15 protein-coding genes are annotated in these 18,116 nt (G+C 55.8%); 7 read left to right on the top strand and 8 right to left on the bottom strand.

Annotation, left to right across the window (positions count from 1 at the left end; genetic code table 11):
• Positions 1-512: 512 nt before the first annotated feature.
• The 3 genes from U3654_RS15680 (at position 513) to U3654_RS15670 (ending at position 5,764) form a co-directional block, all read left to right on the top strand.
• The gene (locus U3654_RS15680) at positions 513-1,541 is read left to right on the top strand and encodes a sulfotransferase (RefSeq protein ID WP_324752480.1); all 1,029 of its coding nucleotides are present in this window, start codon (positions 513-515) and stop codon (positions 1,539-1,541) included.
• 156 nt (positions 1,542-1,697) lie between these two features.
• Positions 1,698-3,644 (top strand): acyltransferase family protein, encoded by a 1,947-nt coding sequence (locus U3654_RS15675; RefSeq protein WP_324752479.1) that lies wholly within the window; start codon positions 1,698-1,700, stop codon positions 3,642-3,644.
• Between the two features lie 836 nt (positions 3,645-4,480).
• The gene (locus tag U3654_RS15670; protein ID WP_324752478.1) at positions 4,481-5,764 is read left to right on the top strand and encodes an MFS transporter; all 1,284 of its coding nucleotides are present in this window, start codon (positions 4,481-4,483) and stop codon (positions 5,762-5,764) included.
• A gap of 129 nt (positions 5,765-5,893) precedes the next feature.
• Here the strand turns inward: U3654_RS15670 and U3654_RS15665 are convergent, their stop codons facing one another.
• The 5 genes from U3654_RS15665 to U3654_RS15645 form a co-directional block, all read right to left on the bottom strand.
• Positions 5,894-6,193 (bottom strand): hypothetical protein, encoded by a 300-nt coding sequence (locus U3654_RS15665; protein ID WP_324752477.1) that lies wholly within the window; start codon positions 6,191-6,193, stop codon positions 5,894-5,896.
• A 116-nt stretch (positions 6,194-6,309) separates the two neighbouring features.
• Complete coding sequence (locus U3654_RS15660; protein ID WP_324752476.1) at positions 6,310-6,555, bottom strand: GlsB/YeaQ/YmgE family stress response membrane protein; 246 nt, start codon at positions 6,553-6,555, stop codon at positions 6,310-6,312.
• A 229-nt stretch (positions 6,556-6,784) separates the two neighbouring features.
• Positions 6,785-7,114 carry a hypothetical protein gene (locus U3654_RS15655; protein ID WP_324752475.1) on the bottom strand — a complete coding sequence of 110 codons (330 nt, stop codon included), beginning with the start codon at positions 7,112-7,114 and terminating at the stop codon, positions 6,785-6,787.
• 142 nt (positions 7,115-7,256) lie between these two features.
• A complete protein-coding gene (locus U3654_RS15650; RefSeq protein WP_324752474.1) occupies positions 7,257-8,357 on the bottom strand; it encodes an aminomethyltransferase family protein in 1,101 nt (366 codons plus the stop codon).
• A gap of 217 nt (positions 8,358-8,574) precedes the next feature.
• Positions 8,575-8,766 (bottom strand): hypothetical protein, encoded by a 192-nt coding sequence (locus U3654_RS15645; protein WP_324752473.1) that lies wholly within the window; start codon positions 8,764-8,766, stop codon positions 8,575-8,577.
• 319 nt (positions 8,767-9,085) lie between these two features.
• Here U3654_RS15645 and U3654_RS15640 point away from each other — a divergent pair, with 319 nt between their 5' ends.
• The 3 genes from U3654_RS15640 (at position 9,086) to U3654_RS15630 (ending at position 13,958) form a co-directional block, all read left to right on the top strand.
• Positions 9,086-9,571, top strand: a complete 486-nt coding sequence (locus tag U3654_RS15640; protein WP_324752472.1) for a flavodoxin family protein — start codon at positions 9,086-9,088, stop codon at positions 9,569-9,571.
• Between the two features lie 439 nt (positions 9,572-10,010).
• A complete protein-coding gene (locus tag U3654_RS15635) occupies positions 10,011-12,416 on the top strand; it encodes an AMP-binding protein (RefSeq protein ID WP_324752471.1) in 2,406 nt (801 codons plus the stop codon).
• Between the two features lie 561 nt (positions 12,417-12,977).
• Positions 12,978-13,958, top strand: coding sequence for a glycosyltransferase (locus U3654_RS15630; RefSeq protein WP_324752470.1), 981 nt, complete (start codon positions 12,978-12,980; stop codon positions 13,956-13,958).
• 67 nt (positions 13,959-14,025) lie between these two features.
• On the opposite strand, the gene U3654_RS15625 is transcribed toward U3654_RS15630, so the two are convergent.
• Complete coding sequence (locus U3654_RS15625; protein WP_324752469.1) at positions 14,026-14,865, bottom strand: ABC transporter permease; 840 nt, start codon at positions 14,863-14,865, stop codon at positions 14,026-14,028.
• 81 nt (positions 14,866-14,946) lie between these two features.
• Here U3654_RS15625 and U3654_RS15620 point away from each other — a divergent pair, with 81 nt between their 5' ends.
• A complete protein-coding gene (locus U3654_RS15620) occupies positions 14,947-16,203 on the top strand; it encodes a sugar transporter (protein ID WP_324752468.1) in 1,257 nt (418 codons plus the stop codon).
• 33 nt (positions 16,204-16,236) lie between these two features.
• Here U3654_RS15620 and U3654_RS15615 read toward each other — a convergent pair.
• Positions 16,237-17,588, bottom strand: a protein-coding gene (locus tag U3654_RS15615) for an IS3 family transposase (RefSeq protein ID WP_324751533.1) whose coding sequence is annotated in 2 segments (ribosomal slippage) — positions 16,237-17,252 and positions 17,252-17,588 — 1,353 coding nt in all. Because the reading frame shifts where the segments join, the coding sequence is not laid out codon by codon here.
• 52 nt (positions 17,589-17,640) lie between these two features.
• Positions 17,641-18,018: a hypothetical protein gene (locus U3654_RS15610; RefSeq protein WP_324752467.1), complete on the bottom strand. Its 378-nt coding sequence runs from the start codon at positions 18,016-18,018 to the stop codon at positions 17,641-17,643.
• Between the last annotated feature and the right edge of the window lie 98 nt (positions 18,019-18,116).

Here is an 18,116-nt window from a genome sequence, read left to right as displayed (position 1 = left end):
TATGCCTTCCGGCTGCCCAACAACGTAACAGTCCCTTCTATCTGGCTCTCCCCAACTTCGAGAAAGGTGGCAGGAATTCCCGAGAATTGTTTGACGCACGCAGTCAAGTCGCTATCATTTCGACGAGCGTTTCAACGCGTAACCGAATATTACACCCGCATGGACCGGGCCAGATACACAGGGATCATGACACTTGCCGGGAGGACAGTTTTGCTCAGCCACACAAGCTATCACGCCAGACCCCAGTGTGAATCCCCGCCAGATCGCAATTTGTACTACGGGGCAAATACGACCAATAGACCTAGATGATAGCTTTGAATCCTGAGCAGATCTTGCGTTGGAAACTGACTGAGTCAGAACAGCAACGTTTCAAGTATAATTTGATATAACTACACCATTATTGCAGAAATAAGCTCAAATTCTCTGACACCATTACCCCTATAAATAAAGGTGCCACTGGTGACTGCCCATGTGTAAACAGCAACGTCCCTTCAACCAAATCAAGGTTGCCTATGATCACCCTGCGCGACCAGCCCGCCATCTTTATTCTGGCATCTGAACGGTCCGGCACGAACCTACTTCGGTCAATCTTGTCGTCACACTCAAAAATATCCTCGCCGCCGCCATCGGGCATGGTCGTGGGATTGCACCCCGTGTTTGAGGCTTTCAAACGCGCCGGTGCTCCACTGCCGCTGGAGAAAATAATCTCTTACGCCAATGAGCTGACGCAGACACACATGAACAAGTGGGTGCATTGCCCCGAGCCGGACGAAGTTCTCGCGGCCCTTCCGGTGGCTCCGACCTTCTGGGATCTGTTTGCGGCCTATAATCTCTATTTCAGCGAAAAGTCTGGAGGCGAGATCTGGCTGAGCAAGGAGCCAGGATTGATCGGACATGCCGTCGAGATCGCCGCGACTTTTCCAAACGCTCATGTCGTACATCTGGTGCGGGACGGCCGCGATGTTGCAGTATCCATGGTGCGTAAGAGGCATTACGCCAATACTATGCGGCAGGGGATCGCACGCTGGACGCGAGAGCAAGAGAAAATGTTGGACGCCCTGAAAGACAGTCGCGTATCGGACATAACCCACACGATCCGCTACGAGGATTTGACCGCGTCGCCAGAAGCGGTCCTGAGGCCCCTCATGACACGCGTAGGTCTGGAATTTGAGGCATCCCAGCTGGAATATTACAGCAGCTCGGAAACAATCAAACACTCTCAGAGCTCGATCTTCTGGAAAGAGTTGGCGCAGCCTATCAAAGCGGACAACTCCCAGAAGTACCTGAAAGAAATGGATGCACGCGAATTGGAGTATGTAGAGGCCGAAGGTGGGGCGGTCTTAAAACAACTGGGGTATGAGCTGCACAATCCAAACCCTCGTCCAATCCGCCTGCACGAAAAGCTTGGCGAAAAATTGCGTGAGAAAGCGGACTCGCGTCCGCCTGACGCAATGAGCGCTGAAGAAGTCGAACAACGCAAAAAGTTGGGCACCCTATTTGGCGAGTTGAACAGTCTTGTGAAGAGCGCCAAGGGCCCCTAATCAGCCCTATCCGCGACTATGTAGCGGCAGAAGAAACTGAACTGGCCTCTGGATGGTTAGAGAAACAGTTTCCTATGCTCAGGCACGCTGACGCAGATCGTCGAGAGGGGCGGTGGGCGAGGTCACGGGAACCAGGATTGAGTAAAAGGTCCGTCGATGAAATACAGAAGTGAAATCGACGGATTGCGAGCAGTCGCTGTACTGCCCGTCATATTTTTTCACGCGGGCGCGAGCGTTTTCAGCGGTGGCTATGTCGGAGTCGACATATTCTTTGTCATTAGTGGCTATCTCATCACGACAATCATATTGGCAGAGCGTGCAGCCGGTGTTTTCAGTATCCGAAGGTTCTATGAGCGTCGTGCGCGCAGAATTTTGCCCGCTCTTTATTTAGTTATCTTCGCTTGTCTACCATTTGCATGGGCATGGATGGTTCCTCAAATTTTGGCAGATTTCGCCCGCAGCGTTGCAGCGACAGCCCTTTTCATCTCAAACGCACATTTCTGGGAAACAGCGGGTTATTTTGCAAGTGACACGGATCTCAAACCGCTCCTGCACACTTGGAGCCTCGCGGTCGAAGAGCAGTTTTATCTTGTTTTCCCGCTGCTAATTATCCTCGCAGGAACACGCAAGTTGGGCCGTTTTGCTTGGCTTTTGGGAGTTCTGGCGCTGGCGTCATTGCTGCTGAGTGAATGGGGGTGGCGGAACGAGCCGGACGCAAACTTCTATTTTACGCTGTCGCGTTTCTGGGAACTTTTGGCAGGGTCACTCTGCGCGATTTTGCTGTTTGATCGTGATCCATATTCAAACAATGCGCTGGCGGCGTTAGGGCTTGGGCTTGTCTTGTTTGCTGTGTTCGCATTCGATGAAACGGTGCCTTTTCCCAGCGTCTATGCACTTGTGCCAGTCATGGGCAGTGTGTTGATTATCCTTTTTGCAGGGCCTCTGACGGTGGTCGCCCATATCCTGTCACTCAAGCTATTCGTAGGGATTGGCTTGATAAGTTATAGTGCCTATCTTTGGCACCAGCCGCTTTTTGCCTTTGCCAGAATTCGAAGCCCGCAAGAACCCGCCATGGCTTGGATGATGCTTTTGTCTGTGATGACGCTGGGCCTTGCGTACCTTAGCTGGCGCTTCGTAGAGCAACCGTTCAGGCGTCGCGACCGGCAACTTCTTCCAACGCAGAAGTCAGTTTTTGTAGTCGGCGGCGCGGGCATGGCCGTGCTGGTTTGCGTTGGCGTGTTGGTATTGCAATCCGGGGGCGCGCCGTTCCGAATGGCCCCAAACGGCATCAGGTACAGCGACTTTCTGTCTGACGAAAAGCTGGCATTCAACGTAGGGCTGGACCGTGCCTGCGTGAAAAGCTTGGAATCCGCCATAGCCTCTCCGGCCTGTCGGACGTCAGATAACCCATCAGTACTGCTTTGGGGCGACAGCTATGCAATGCATCTTGCTAAATGGCTGGAATATAGCGACAGCGCCGCAGACGTTGGCGTCCAACAGATCACAAAGGGCGCCTGTTGGCCGATCCTGGGTGTCGCTGGTCGTGAACTGTCGCTGGCACAGGCGCGGGAATGCGTAGAATTTAATGATGCAGTTCTTGACTGGGTTTCAAAGCAGGCCAATATTTCAACGATAATTTTGTCCTCACCGTTTCACACGGCGGGTACAGTGACCGACAGAACGGGAAAAACAATCGACAACAGCGATGACACATATGGATTGGCGCACATCCTATCGACTATAGAGTCACTACGCGCCCTGAAAAAGCGGGTCGTCATTGTTTCCCCTCCGCCCAATTCAGGTTCTGATATTGGCGATTGCCTATTGTACGCAATCTTGTGGGATGAAGATCTTTCAAGATGCGATTTCACAACGCAAGATTATACCGACGCACGAATAAAATCATATCGGCTTTTGGATGAAGTCGGGAAGGATTTTCCTGTAGTTTTCTTGGATAAACTAATGTGCCGGGAAGGAAGCTGCGCGGCCTCAGATGGCGATGTCTTTTTGTACCGTGATCACGGACATCTATCGGTAGAAAGTGCGCAGTCTCTGGGGCGTAGAATAGATCTCTTGGGACTATCTCTCGCGAAAGCGAACTAGCTGACAATTTGGTGTTGGTTTCTAGATTTCAGTTTGGATCGACCGGCCCGGAGTGGACGTCCACCATAGTGTCTTGCGCCGCAATGCGCCTTCTCCAAAGCGGAACATGTCAGTAGCAGTGCTACGCTGAAATCGAGCAAAGGCTAGAGGCGCAGAAACTAGGAAACAGTTTCAACGTCGAAGCCCCCTTCTATCCTGGAGAATGGGCTCAGATCGCTGATGGACGGGTCAGCGTCGTTTTGGACAAGAAGTCGACAGAAGAAACTGCCCAAGAGTGAACCGCAACCAAAGGTGCTATGAACGCGGTGGAAATAAAGCTCGATGTCATTTTTTGGCGGACCGAATTAAAAAATGATCAAACTTTGCCTTGTCCATCTGGGATGAAGCGGCCATTTGCCGCTGCTAGCGGAATCTCAGTATTTTGCACGGCGGCTCTTCAAAGCAGAGTTTCCTCTTTTGCGCCGCATGTCTGAGTGTAACTCTTCGTGCCCACTTCGCAATCTTAGGACTTCTAAGTTCCCAAGGGTCTAATTAAAGAGCTCTTGATGTGGATCTATAGGCGAGCACATGAAACTGACCTCACTCCTTAAATAAATCACCTGGCCCCCCCCCAACGTCCACCCGTGATGAAGATTGAGCGGCCGGGACCAGTCATCCTATCTGGGTTCAACGCCAACAGATTCACCGCAGAAGGATGAGTGGAACGCATCCTACGCAGCGTTAGATCCCGATCCGCACCTAGCAAAGTCCGCTGGCCACTCCCGTCGAGAGTTCGATTGAAATGACGGTCCCGATCACGCATCCTTAGGGTCGAAAACCCCGGCAAGGATGGCCTCATGACTACCGAGAGCTTTGAGGAAACGCTGTTCGAAGCGTTGACTGGCAATACCGAGGGCGATGGCGGCCTTTCCGAAGTGCAGGCGCGTCATGAGCCGGGCAATTTCCTACGCCACGCCGGATCGCTTTCGATGACCAAGATCGCCGATGGGTTGATCGATCCGAAACTGGTCCTGTCATGGCTGCTGAGCCATCTGGGCGCGTCTTCGGTTTTCGTCGGTCTGCTGGTCCCGATCCGCGAGGCGGGTGCGCTGCTACCACAATTATTTACCGCCCCGCATGTGCAAGCAATGGCGCGGCGTAAATGGGCATGGGTCGTGGGCAGCGTCGGGCAGGGCGCCGCAGCGGCCGGAATCGTACTGGCTGGTTTGACGCTGGGCGGCGCTGTGGCGGGGGCGGTGATCTGCGCTCTGCTCATGGTGCTGGCCGTTTCGCGTTCGCTTTGTTCCGTTAGCTATCAGGACGTTTTGGGCAAGACGGTGGGTCAGTCGCGGCGCGGAGCGGCGACCGGACTGGCCAGTTCGCTTGGCGCGGGCGCCGTCGTGATTTTCGCGCTGGTGCTGATGATGGGGCTGGTGGATCGCGCGACGCTGGTGCTGGCAGCCATTGCGCTGGCGGCGATCCTTTGGTTGGCGGCTGGCGCGTTATTTTCGACCTTGTGGGAGGAGCCTGCGCCGGGACAAGCGGGAACGGCATCCTTGGGTCAGTTAAAACTGCTGCGGACGGACCCACAATTGCGGCGTTTCATCTGGGCGCGTGGGCTTCTGACGGCGACCGCATTGGCACCGCCCTACCTTGTTCTTTTGGGCACGCAGGCTGGCCATGGAGCATTTGACCGGCTGGGCGCTATGGTCCTGGCCTCTTCCGTCGCGTCTTTTCTTAGTTCGTGGATCTGGGGGCGAATGGCGGACAGATCCAGCCGCATGGTGCTGATGCTCTCAGGGCTGGTGGGGGCGGTGGCGCTGCTGGCAGCGGTCTTGCTGGATCTGGCCGGTTTATCGGGCACGATCTGGGCCTTGCCGCTGGTCTTGTCCGTTTTGATGATTGCATATCACGGCGTGCGGCAGGGTCGCTCGATCTATCTGGTGGATATGGCACCAGAGGGCAGTCGCCCCGCTTATACCGCCGTGTCCAATACGGTGATCGGCGTTGTGCTGCTGGGATCTGGCCTCTTCGGTGCGCTGGCCTCGCTGGCCGGCATCAAGGTGACGCTGGTGATCTTCGCCGCGATGTCACTGGCTGCGATGGGCGTGGCGAGAGGGCTGGACGAGATCGAGGGATGAACTGATGCGGTGGATGCCTCAACCCGTTTGTATCTAGTGTGGCATCCATGTCAGAGCAGGCATATTGGCAATTGGTCTTGCCAAGGGAAGTTTTCAAGTGTCGTGGGCCTCTATGCGGCAGAGCCCGCGCTAGGTATCGAAGTGGATTTGCAGGCTATAGCCAACACCAAAGCTCTGCTGAGCAAGAGCAGCCACGATCCCGAGAACAGCCCCTTTGTGCATTTGCAGGAAGTGACCGATTGCAGCGACACGCTGTTTTTCCCGGAATTCAACGCAGTATATGGCACGATAGAAAACGGTCCCAGCAGACAGCGGTGCCTCGAAACTTAACAATTGATTTACCGCTAACATCACAGCCGGACGCACCCGGCGTGCGGTGGCACCCGCATCCGCTGTCAGCGCCATCGGAGCCATATCTGACTGTTTCAAAAATCGCGGCCGCTCCGCGCACACCCTCGCCCTTGTGAAGCAGGATGTAGACGTGGCGGGTTTGTTCCTAGCTGGCTAAGAGGCTGGACGCTACTAGTGGGTTGTGGGCAACGAAACTACCTTTTAATTGCGCGCCATCCTGCGATCAGGGCACAGGCACCGACCAGTCCGACAATCAACTGTGGAAGCCAGCTTTTCTCAGCATAGATACCTAGCGCACCGAGGATTAGGTTTAGTACAACCGCACCGACGATGCCGAGGCCGATGTTGGCGATCAATCCGGTGTCCACCTTCATGATCATGCTGGCAATCCAACCCGCAAGACCGCCAATGATGATCGCACCGATCAAACCAATTCCCATGTCACTTCTCCCTTGTCCGACATTCCGCAAGTGGCGTGTCTCAATCGGCAGCTTGGCGTTGCTTTGGGCCGCAATCAAGCCTTTTACGCACGCTTCAGGGCGATTTAGTTTTCGGCGACACGTTTGACCCCGGTGATTTTATCAGCATACGTTTTGATAAAACAGCCGAGCAATTAACCGATTGAAACGTCTGTCCCACACTAAACCGGCATTTGTTGCGACGCGCGCTCTAGGTGCCTATCCACGACGCGACAATCCACTCACGCAGCGCATCGTCATCGAGAGAGTCCACGAACTTTGCATCGGCGGGTTCCTCAAGGTGATAAAAAAACACTACGCGGCTGTTATCGTCGTGTTCAGCCCTGATATATTCGCCGTCCTCTGAGCCAGCTCCACCTATGGCTGGGCTAAAACCAAGCTCTCGTAGAACTGAAACCAGCCGCTCCAGTTGTGCTTCGTATGCTGGCGAGAATCTCTCCCAGATTTCGACGGGCTCGGGGCCAGATAACCCCCATGCGAATGGCTCGTTATCTCGCTTACGAGGGAAACTGATTTCCATGGAGATAACACCCGGCTCATTGTCATGTTTCGCAGCAGCATGGCCCGGCGTGCGAACGGCCTCAAGCTGATTTCATCTTGAGCAACGACACCGCTGCCGCCACCGGAAAACCAATGGGGCGGCAGCGGCGCATATTGCACACTTATGCGCGCAGTCGTTCCTTCTTTTTGTCATAGAACGGCAGGTCTTCGACAGCGACTTTCTGAGCACCGGCGTCATTGCCAACCGTTAGGGTCGCCCCTTCGGTCACGTCCGGGTCAAGATAGGCAATCGCGATCGACTTTTTCATGCGATGCGAATAGGCGGGGCTGATGATCTTGCCGACCTTCTTGCCATCGCGATAAAGCCCCTCTTCGCCTTCGAAAACCGGCTTGTCCGACGGGCACGAAACGCCGCGCGCAATGAAGCGCTCTTTGCCTTCCTTTGCCAGAACGGCATCACGGCCCACGAAGTCACCCTTGCTTTTGTCGATGGTGAACCCAAGGCCAACCTCCCAAGGCGTCGTATCCTCGTTGACGTCAAAGGGGTGGAACAGCAGGCCCGCCTCTACACGAACCGGAGTCAGGCTGGCGAACGAACAGGGCTGGATACCGTGCTGCTTGCCAGCTTCGAGAATGCTGCGCCAAATATGCGGCGCATCTTCTGCCGATGCGTAGATTTCATACCCGCGCTCACCGGAATATCCGACGCGCGCAATCATCACGTCGCGGCCGAACAGCTTGGATTTAGTGTGCTGGAAGAACTTGAGCCCAGCCACATCGCCACTGGCATTCGGCGCGAGGATATCGATTGCCTTCGGGCCCTGTAGCGACATGAGTTGAAGCGAGTTGTCCCATTCCAGCTCGACATCTTTGCCCTTGGCAATCTTCTCGATAACCTCGCCACTGTTACCGGTGCCGATGACATACAGAAACGCATCGTCGGCGGTGCAGAAGACGACGCTGTCATCGACCACCCCGCCGTCGTCGGTCAGCACACATGTATAGGTGGCCCTGTTCGGCTTGAGCTTGCTGATATCGCGGGTACAGGCCTGATCCAGAACCGCGCGCGCATCGGGGCCCCTGAGCCAAAGCATGCGGAACGCGGTGAGGTCATACATCCCGGCTGCATCACGCACCGCGTCGTGTTCTTGTTCAACCGTGATCCCGGAATAGTTTGCGGCCAGTTTGAGGCCGTTCCAATCCATGAATTCTGCGCCCAAAGCGCTATGTTCACCTTCTAGTGCGAAAACACGATTTGTCATTTTTTAAGTCCTCTCCTGACTATTCACGGGCGAGGGCCGCAATGATTTGCGCCCCCCCGTCGGTTAAGGGTAGCCTTTGCTGAAAACACGGCTGATGGGGGTGCCAAGACCCTGAGAACGAGGCAAGTCAACATGCTGGAAATCTATGCCAACCATGCTTTGCTAGCGGTTTGCAAAAGATGCAGATGCAGAGGCCGTTCCGGTCTTGGCGGATTTCTTATTTGTCGTCCGTAGGGGCAACTGGGTCCGTTTCCGGATCCTCTGTAGGCAACTGTCCGATGGAATGGTCCACTCCACGCGGATCTTCTTCTGCAGCCTCACTCTTGCCCATGACGCGTTTGTTGCGCTCGGCCTCCTGTGGGGTGACCCTTACTACGGAATCATAACTGGCGTGGTTGCGATGTGACATAACGTCCTCCAAAATAACTGCGTTATCCCTGCGAAATGACACCCCCAGAATTTTTTCTGGAGCCTTTTGCAAGGAAAGCCGAACTGTCGGAATTAAAGGTTAGAAAAATCCAGGGAATTTCTTCACCTAGATTTGACTATTTGTCATTTACTTTCAATAATATGGCATATTCCTGAACCATTGTCAAATATGGGCGGCTTGTCATCCCGCCTATCGACGAGCGGGGTTGCCCGGCTTTAACTGGCGCATTCTGTATCGCCAGAAACCTAAGACATAAGTCATTTGGCGAACCCTGGTCGATGCCCTAGAATATTGCGCGATGGTGCAGCTTTTAATCGTTTATTATTCCAAGACGGGTGGCAGTCGGCAGATGGCCGAAGCGGCTAATTCAGCGGCATCCGAAGAAGTGACGACAGTTTTAAAGACTGCGCAAAAGGCCGAGCCCAAGGATCTCTTGCGTGCAGACGGTTACATCTTCTGCGCGCCAGAGAACCTTGCCGCGATTGCGGGCATGATGAAGGATTTCTATGACCGCAGCTATTATCCAGCCCTCGGACGTATCGAGGGGCGCCCTTACGCGCAGATGGTATGTGCCGGTTCGGATGGGGAAAACGCAGCTCGTCAGACCGCTCGCATTGCCCAGGGTTGGCGGCTCAAGGAAGTTCAGCCACCATTGATCATTTGCACCCATGCGCAGACGCCCGAGGAAATCCTCGCCGACAAGACGATCCCCGAAGAACAACTCGCCCTTTGTCGCGATCTTGGCGCGGCGATGGGTGCCGGTCTGAGTATGGGAGTGTTCTGACGAGGGGTAGGTGCATTGCGGTCGCTCAACGATGTCAAAGCACCTCTGGATATCAAACTCTGCCGTGCCCCTAGTGTTCTAGACACCTGCGTTGTTCGTGCCTCATGCAGCCGTCCTGCATGACAAAAACGCAGTCCATTTCGGTATTTCCAAACCAGCCCAGAGATCGACTTTGTCCGGGATCTGTTCAGCGTGGCAACTAGAGAAACAATAGGGCGCGCTGCACCCGACCAAGCCGAAATTAGCAACAATCCCGTCAAACCTATTGCGGATTGAGCCACACCCACTGGATTCATGCCACGGAGCAGCTGAAAGTCCTTGATCGGTGGGCAATACAGCGCCAACAGTCAAAACGAGGCGTTCCACCTGGGGGATTGTCGGGTGACTTCGGTCAGAAATTAGAAGTCACTTCGGCTTTTAACCTTGTAGGAAACGCATTATGGATTTCATCAAGCTAGAAGCCACTGCGGTGGTCCGCAAAAACTCGATCGCGTTCGTCGAGCAGGTATTTGCGCTTTATGAGGCGCGTCGCCCAGTGGTGATGGTCACAGACGAAGCGCAGGCCGAGAACTTGTCAGGCATAATGATTGACCGCTGCATCGTTCCTGCAGAGCAGTCGGGCTGGTTTGTCGCTGAACATTCTCTGATTCACGACGACGCACCCGCGCAGGTCAGCTACACGTCAGGGACCGAAGGCCAGCCGAAAGGCATCCTTCTGACGCACGCAAATTTGGCTGATGCCGCCGAGCGGATCATCAAGCAGATGCAGATGACCGCAGAGATACGTGAGTATGTGGGCGTGCCGGCTACCTTCAGCTTCGGCTTGGCTCGCTACCGGGCAATCAGCGCCGTGGGTGGTCAGGCCTACCTGCCTCCACGCGGTTTTGATCCTCTTGAGCTCGCCCGTATGCTCGACGCCGGCCAGGTCAATGCGCTTTCAGTGGTGCCAACCTTGCTTCGCATTCTGTTGGCAGAACCCACCATCATCGGTGAAGCGGGCAAGTACCTGCGCTGGATGGAAATCGGGTCGCAGCAAATGACAGCGGACGAAAAGCGCCGCGTCAGAGAGCTTTTCCCCAATGCTCTGATCGTGCAGCATTACGGCCTCACCGAAGCCTCGCGCAGCACCTTCCTGCAGATTTCCGGCGCATCGAAGGACGTGCTGGAATCCGTAGGCCAACCCGTTGGGCGTACAGATGTGCAACTCAGCGCTGACGGTCGTATTCGGATCCGCGGCCCGCATGTCGCAAAATCGCGCATTGACGGCGACGGTTTGCATGACCTGCAGGACGCCGAGGGCTGGCTGCAAACCAACGACCTTGGACACATGCGGGACGGCCATCTGTTTTTCGATGGCCGGGCCGACGATCTGATCAATTGCGGTGGCATGAAGATCGTTCCCGACCAGCTCGAAGAGCATATTCGCTCGCGGCTAGAATCTGGTGCGCAGATTGCGGTTGCGAAAGTCCCTGATGCTCAGCGTGGCGACGGCGTGTTAGTCGCGGTACAAACCGGCCCATCCGAAACCGGGCCAGTGCGAGATGCGGCAGTAGCTGCGCTGCGCGAAATGGGGGTCGAGGCCGGCAGTTCGCTGCATATCATGGCTGTGGATGCCATACCCAAAACGGGCACCGGCAAGGTGCAAAGAGGTGTGCTCGCAGAGCAGTTTGTTTCGCAGTGGCTCACGGAGCCTGCCGAGCCGACCTTGCCTACAAGCAAGATCAACGACGTACTCTCTCTGTTTCGGCATGAATTTTCCGGTCAAGCGATTCGACCGGACGATACGTTCGAGACTCTTGGCGGGGACTCCCTGCTATACATTCAGTTCTCTCTGAGTTTCGAAAAGCGCTTTGGACAGCTGCCGAATAAATGGGAACAGCTCAGTGTAGCTGAGCTGCAGCGCCACGTTGGCGTGAACGTCAAGACCATCTGGCGTCGACTGGAGTCTGTTACCTTGACGCGTGCGTTTTTCATGGTCTGCATCGTCGCCTTGCACACCGGTGCGTTTGTCTACAGTCCCAATTGGGGAGCAGCCTATTTTCTGGTCATGCTCGCGGGTTACTCTGTTGCCCGCTTTCAATTGCCCGAGATCATCCGCACCGGCAGCGTCAGAACGCTGCTCGGGACCATCAAGTATGTGGCAATTCCAACGCTGATATTGGTCGCCTTGTTGCAGGTATACACTCAAAATTTCGAAGTAACGCCACTGCTCTTGGTCTCCAATTTTCTCGACCCTCATACACTAAGGGGATTTCACTTTTACTTCATTGAGTTCTACGTCCAGCTGCTGCTGCTTGCTGCATTGTTGTTTTCTTTTTCGACAGTGCGCGAGTCGTTCCGTGTGCGCCCGATGTTCAGTGCTCTTGTTTTGCTCATGGCAGTGGTTCTGGTTGACCGGACCATCGAATCTTTCTGGAACGGTGATTACAACTACCACCGGACCCCGTGGCATTATGCATGGGCTTTCGTGCTTGGCATGGTTCTGGCGGGTGCGAACGATCTGCGCACCCGGCTTTTGGCTCTGGCCGTCTCGATCGTGGCAGTTTGGTCCGTGTGGGGGCTGAGTTCTGCTGCGTACTACGTGGGTGGTGGATGTGTGATCGTGTTGTTCGTGCGCGCCTTTGTCGTGCCAGCGCCAGCGAAGGTGTTGGTGGCCGAAATCGCCGGTGCTTCGATGTTTATTTATCTCAGCCATTACGAGATGATTATCATTGTGACCAAGGTATTCGGCGAGAACAAGCCATGGGTGTCACTGATTTCGGCAGTCATCGTCGGTGTCGCATTGACCCATATGTATGCATTTTGTGAACGGCGGTTTATTCAGTCGAGAAAATTGGCCCGATGATCGAATTGCGCACAGCCGTTAGCGTGTCGGCATTCAGCCACATCTAGGTTGATAATGGAGGTGCCGCCATTCAAACGTCGGGTCTTCTACCTCGCGCCGCCCAAGGACCTTGAGCCGTCAGCAGTGACCCGCGCATGAACCGGTTTAAGTTCTCCGGCAAAGGGGTGCTGCACATTAACCGCAGGTTCAAAAACAATAGAATTGATAGCGACCATGCCGCGCCCATGAAGCGGCTTGCTCCTACGGACTATAAATAGTCGTAACCGGCCAAAGCCCTGCTGCGTGACGTTGATGCGACTCGAACCATTAAACACGATCATTTCCAAGGCGCTCAATCAGAGGTAGAAGGCGAAACCCGTTTTGTGGGGGCCTGTGGGCACGATGCCAAAACGGCAATCTGTACAAAGTGGGAATGGTCAGCGCCTGAAATAGTGCATCAGATCCTACCCAGCTTACCTCCAAAATGTTTCGCGCGCGAAACGCTTCCGAACAGAATGGGTGGTTTGACACTGCTGCCAATTCATGACCACTGGCTGGACCGAAATACAACCGGAGGTATAGGTGTCACAGCAAAGCAAAAGGCAGGCGGAACGGCTCGTGGCCGTGGTGGTGACGCATAATCGCCTGGCCCAGCTAAAGATCACGTTGATGCGGCTACTGGAATGTCCTGCGCAGGATCTGACCGCCGTGGTGGTGGTCGACAACGCCGCCAGCGACGGCACGTCCGAATGGCTGAGCGCGCAGAACGATCCGCGCCTGGTGACGCAACGCCTTGAGGTCAATCGCGGCGGAGCAGGTGGATTTGCCGCCGGCATGGCCATGGCGCGGGACCGGTTCAACCCTGATTGGCTGGTGGTCATGGACGACGATGCGCGCCCCGAACCGGGCGCACTGGCAGCCTTTCACGACCGCGACAAGGCCGGGATCGACGCGGTGGCGGCCGCCGTCTATTTCCCCGACGGGCGCATCTGCGAGATGAACCGCCCGTCGCGCAACCCGTTCTGGCATGGCCGCGAATTTCTGCGCACCGCGCTGCGCGGGCGGGGCGGGTTTCACCTGTCCCCTGCGATCTATCAGGGCACAGAGCTGCGCGAGATCGACGTCACATCCTTCGTCGGGTTCTTTGTATCGAGCAAGGGGCTCGATCTGGCTGGGCTGCCCGATCCGGGCCTTTTCCTTTATGGCGATGACGGGCTTTACACCCTTGGGCTTCGGCACGCAGGCGGGCGCATGGTATTCGACCCCATGGTGCGGTTCGAGCATGATTGCTCGACCTTTTCTGCCGCTCAGAGGGGGCAATTCGCCCCGATCTGGAAGGCCTATTACTACCACCGCAACCTGCTGCTGCTCTATCGGCTGGCGGCGGGGTGGATGTTCTGGCCGGCTTTGTGCCTGATCCTGCCGAGATGGCTGTGGAAGATGCGCGCACATGGCGGGCAGAGATTGCTTTATCTAAGACTTCTCAGGCGGGCCGTGCGCGACGGGCTGGGGCGGCGCAGGGATGTGGCGCATGCCAAGGTGCTGGGCTGGGCCGGTCTTTAACTATCGTACGACTGCACCATGAGCGGGTTTTTTCCGCTATTCCTGAGATATGAAAACCGCAAAAGGCTTAGCGGGTCAGGATGTCGCGGTGATGGCGGCGCAGCAGGACGGTGCCAAGAAAAAGCACGACCAAGCTGACGCAGATCACGTAAAGCTCGGAGATGTAGCTGGGCGAATAGGTGGAATAGAACCCCTCGCGCATGAGCCCGGTGATGTGCATGAGTGGGTTGTACCACAGCACCTTCTGCACCACCGGGGGCATGTCCTCGTAGATGAAAATGACCCCCGAAGCCAAAAACAGTGGCCGTGTTGCGATCGACCAGATCATGTCCCATGCGTCGAACAGCCCGATAAGAACACAGTTCAACACTCCTACCGCCAGACTCAGCAGAAGCGTTAGAAAGATCACCTTGAGGATCGGCACGATGTCCAGCAACACATGCGTGTCGATGATCACCATGATCAGCAACAGGACGACATAGCCCACAAGGATCCCGGTCAGGGCATTCAGGGTGAACCGCGCCAGAACGGCATCGCCCCATGTCACAACCGGATACTGCATCAGCGGTCTGGAAAACGACAACGCCCGCGCCACCGCGTTCGAGATGTTCTGATAAAGTGTAAACGGCACGAATCCGGTTGCGTAGAACAGGACGAAGCTGTTGCCCAGCGATGGTGTGCGCAGCAGCAATGAAAAAGCCAGCGCCAAGATGAATACACCGCCAAGAGGTTCGAGAATGGCCCACAGATACCCCCCGGGCGAGCGGCCATAACGGGTGGACATTTCGCGCAGCATAAGTGCAAACACGGTGCGCGCCGTGCGAAACGACGTCGTTAGGCCTGCGCCCGGTTTTTGGGGCGGAACCTGCCCGGTAGATTCGGGATGCGAGGGGTCGGAGGCGGACATTCTGGACAAGTCCCTTGTAGCCGTTCGATTGTCAGGTATGCAGAGCACCGACGGCCTATCAGCTTTATTACGGTTTGAAAATTGACAGATAACAACACAAAGGGCGATGCCCCGCGAAAACCCGATCAATCGCCGGGTGCTGCCGTGGGCTCAGGAAAAGCACCTGCGCCCAAGGCCGGGCCGGGGCATAGAGCGGGGCCGGGCGGTAGACCCAAGCCGCCCCCCGTGGTCAATATTCGCCCCATGGCCGAGCCTGCCGGCATGAAACGGCGTCACCGGGGGGTTCTGATCGGCTTTGCGGTTTTTGTTCTCGTGCCGTTGGTCGTGGTGGCGATTTATCTGGGTCTGGTGGCCAAGGATCAATACGCCTCGACAGCCGGCTTTACCGTGCGTCAGGAGGAAGGCGCCAGTGCTACCGATCTTCTGGGCGGGCTGGCAAAATTTACGGGCAGCAGCGCTTCGGGCGATAGTGATATCCTTTACGAATTCATTCGCAGCCAGGCCTTGGTCAGGCGGATCGACGAGGCGCGCGATCTGCGTGGATATTATTCACAGAATTGGAGCGCGGATCCGGTCTTTTCGCTCTGGCCCGATGCGTCGATTGAGGATCTGCGCTGGTTCTGGAAGCGTATCGTGCGGGTGTCCTACGAGCAGTCCAGCGGGTTGATCGAAGTCGAAGTCCTGGCCTTTGATCCGCTGATGGCCCAGATGATCGCCGGCGATATCGTGCGTGAAAGTCAGGACATGGTGAACGCGCTGAACGAGGTCGCGCGTGTCGATGCCATCAATTATGCGATGGCCGATCTGGCGCAGGCCGAGCAGCGGCTAAAGAACACCCGCTCAGAACTGACCGGCTTCCGCACCCGAACCCAGATCGTCGATCTGCAATCCGACATTCAAGGCCGAATGGGGGTGATGAACAACCTTCAGCAGCAACTGGCCACCGAGCTCGTCGACTTTGACGAGCTAAGCGGAACCACCCGCAGCGACGACCCTCGTGTCAGTCAGGCCATGCGTCGCATTGAGGTAATTCGCGGCCGCATCGCCCAGGAGCGCCGCGATTTCGCCACGACCGAAGTGCCGCAAACCGGCGAGGATTATCCCACCCTGATCTCGGAATTCGAAGGTCTTGTCGTCGAGCGTGAGTTTGCCGAACAGGCCTATCGCGCGGCCCTGACAGCCCGCGATTCAGCGCAGGCCGAGGCGATCCGCCAAAGCCGCTATCTGGCCGCCTATATAGAGCCTACATTGGCCGAAGACGCCGAATATCCGCGAGCTTTCGTGATCTTCGGACTGGCTGTCCGTCGTCAAATAAAATGGGACATCAGAGCGGCTTGAGCATTGGAGGCTCTGGCTCGTTCGTGTGATTGATTATGCGGCTTGTTTCTGGTGTTGCAAGCGGCGCTGTCGGATTGTCTGTTTCTTGATCTTCTCCCTTTCCCTGAGAATGGCTTTATCGCGGCCGAAGTAGACGTCGGCGGGTGTGACGTTGTTCAGACTCTCGTGGTATCGTTGGTTATTGTAATATTCGACGAAGGCCCCGATCTGCTGCTCGAGATCGCCGGGCAGGTAGTAATTCTCCAGCAGAACCCGGTTCTTCATAGTTTGGTGCCAGCGTTCGATCTTGCCTTGTGTCTGTGGGTGGAATGGCGCCCCGCGGACGTGCGTCATTTTGTGATCCTCCAGCCAATCGGCCAGATCGCCAGAGATATAGCATGAGCCGTTGTCGCTGAGCAGCCGCGGCTTGTGGCGCACGACCGCCTGGTCGCAACCCGATTCCGCCAGAGCCAACTCGATAGTGTCGGTCACATCGGCAGCACGCATGGTGCTGCAGAGCTTCCACGCAATGATGTAGCGGCTGTAATCGTCCAGGATCGTGCTGAGGTAATACCAGCCCCACCCGATGATCTTGAAGTAGGTGAAATCGGTCTGCCACATCTGGTTGATTGCCGTGGTTTTGTCTTTAAACTCGTCGGCCGCCTTGATCACCACATGCGCGGGCGCCGTGATCAGGTCAGCTTCCTTCAGAATACGATATGCTGATGATTCAGATATAAAATACCGCTTCTCGTCGGTGTATTTCACCGCCAGCTCCCGTGTCGTCAGGGCCTCAAATTCCAGCGCGAACTCGATCAAATCATCGCGCCGATCCTGTGGAATACGGTTCCAGACAGAACCTGGACGGGGTGCGTGGTCCGCCAGGGCATCAAGGCCGCCGTCGACATAACGATCATACCAACGGTAGAAGGTCGCGCGCGGGATGCCCAGCATGTCGAGGGTCTGCCTGGCCGGTAGATGTGAGCCTTCAACCGTTCGGATGATTTCCAGCTTCTCGGACGCGGGATACCTCATTTCTCTGCCTCCCCAGCCCCTGTCATGCTTTTTTTGAGCAGACGGTTCTCAAGGGTCAGGTCTGCCACGCATTCCTTCAGGGCAAGTGACTCCGAGCGCAGATCTTTGACTTCTGGCGACGTTGCCTGCCGGGCCGTGTCGCCGGACAATCGCCGCTTGCCAGCCTCAAGGAATTCCTTCGACCAGCTGTAATATAGGCTTTCGGCGATGCCTTCACGGCGACAGAGCACCGAAATGCTCTCTTCGCCTCGCAGACCCGCCAAGACGATGCGGATCTTCTCCTCAGCCGAATAGGTCTGACGGGTCTTGCGGCGGATGTTCTTGACCAGCTTGTCAGCTGCGTCCTTAGACGTTCCGGATTTCTTGTTCATCTTCACTCCATGAAGGTTACGATGAACCAGAAATCCTCCGTTGTTCAATTCCTCAAATCTGTCCCACAGGCGCTGACGTCAGACACGCATCACATAGGGTCGTGACGATATCTGTCGCGCGCTCCAGATGGCTGACCTCACCTCCTCCTTGGAACCAGCCAAGCGTGAGTTCGGGATCGAGAAACAGTGTCGGATCGAAGAAGCTGACACAGGAACAGTCAAGGTTTTTAAAGTAATTTTGGCGCTGAAATTTCGGTTTCGGCGCACTCAACGCGTGCGCTCCGGGAAAGAAAACCACCAGATTTTTCGAATCGCGAAAGTGAGCGCATAGCGGAACCTGCTGCTTTGCCACTTTGACTAGATACTGCGCTGATCCCTCGCGATACGAAACAAGTTCATCGATTTCAGTCAACTCAAGGTTTTGTATCATGACCCATTCCTACGTAAGAGACTGGCAGTGTAGTATCGAGTTCTAAAGGCATTGTTGACAGCGCCCTTCAGGCCTTGCACTTTTATAGCTTATCACGC

This window comes from Roseovarius sp. Pro17, assembly GCF_035599575.1.
GTDB lineage: Bacteria > Pseudomonadota > Alphaproteobacteria > Rhodobacterales > Rhodobacteraceae > Roseovarius.
Note: the sequence above shows the minus strand (reverse complement) of the source record. Positions and strands in the feature narration are given on the sequence as shown.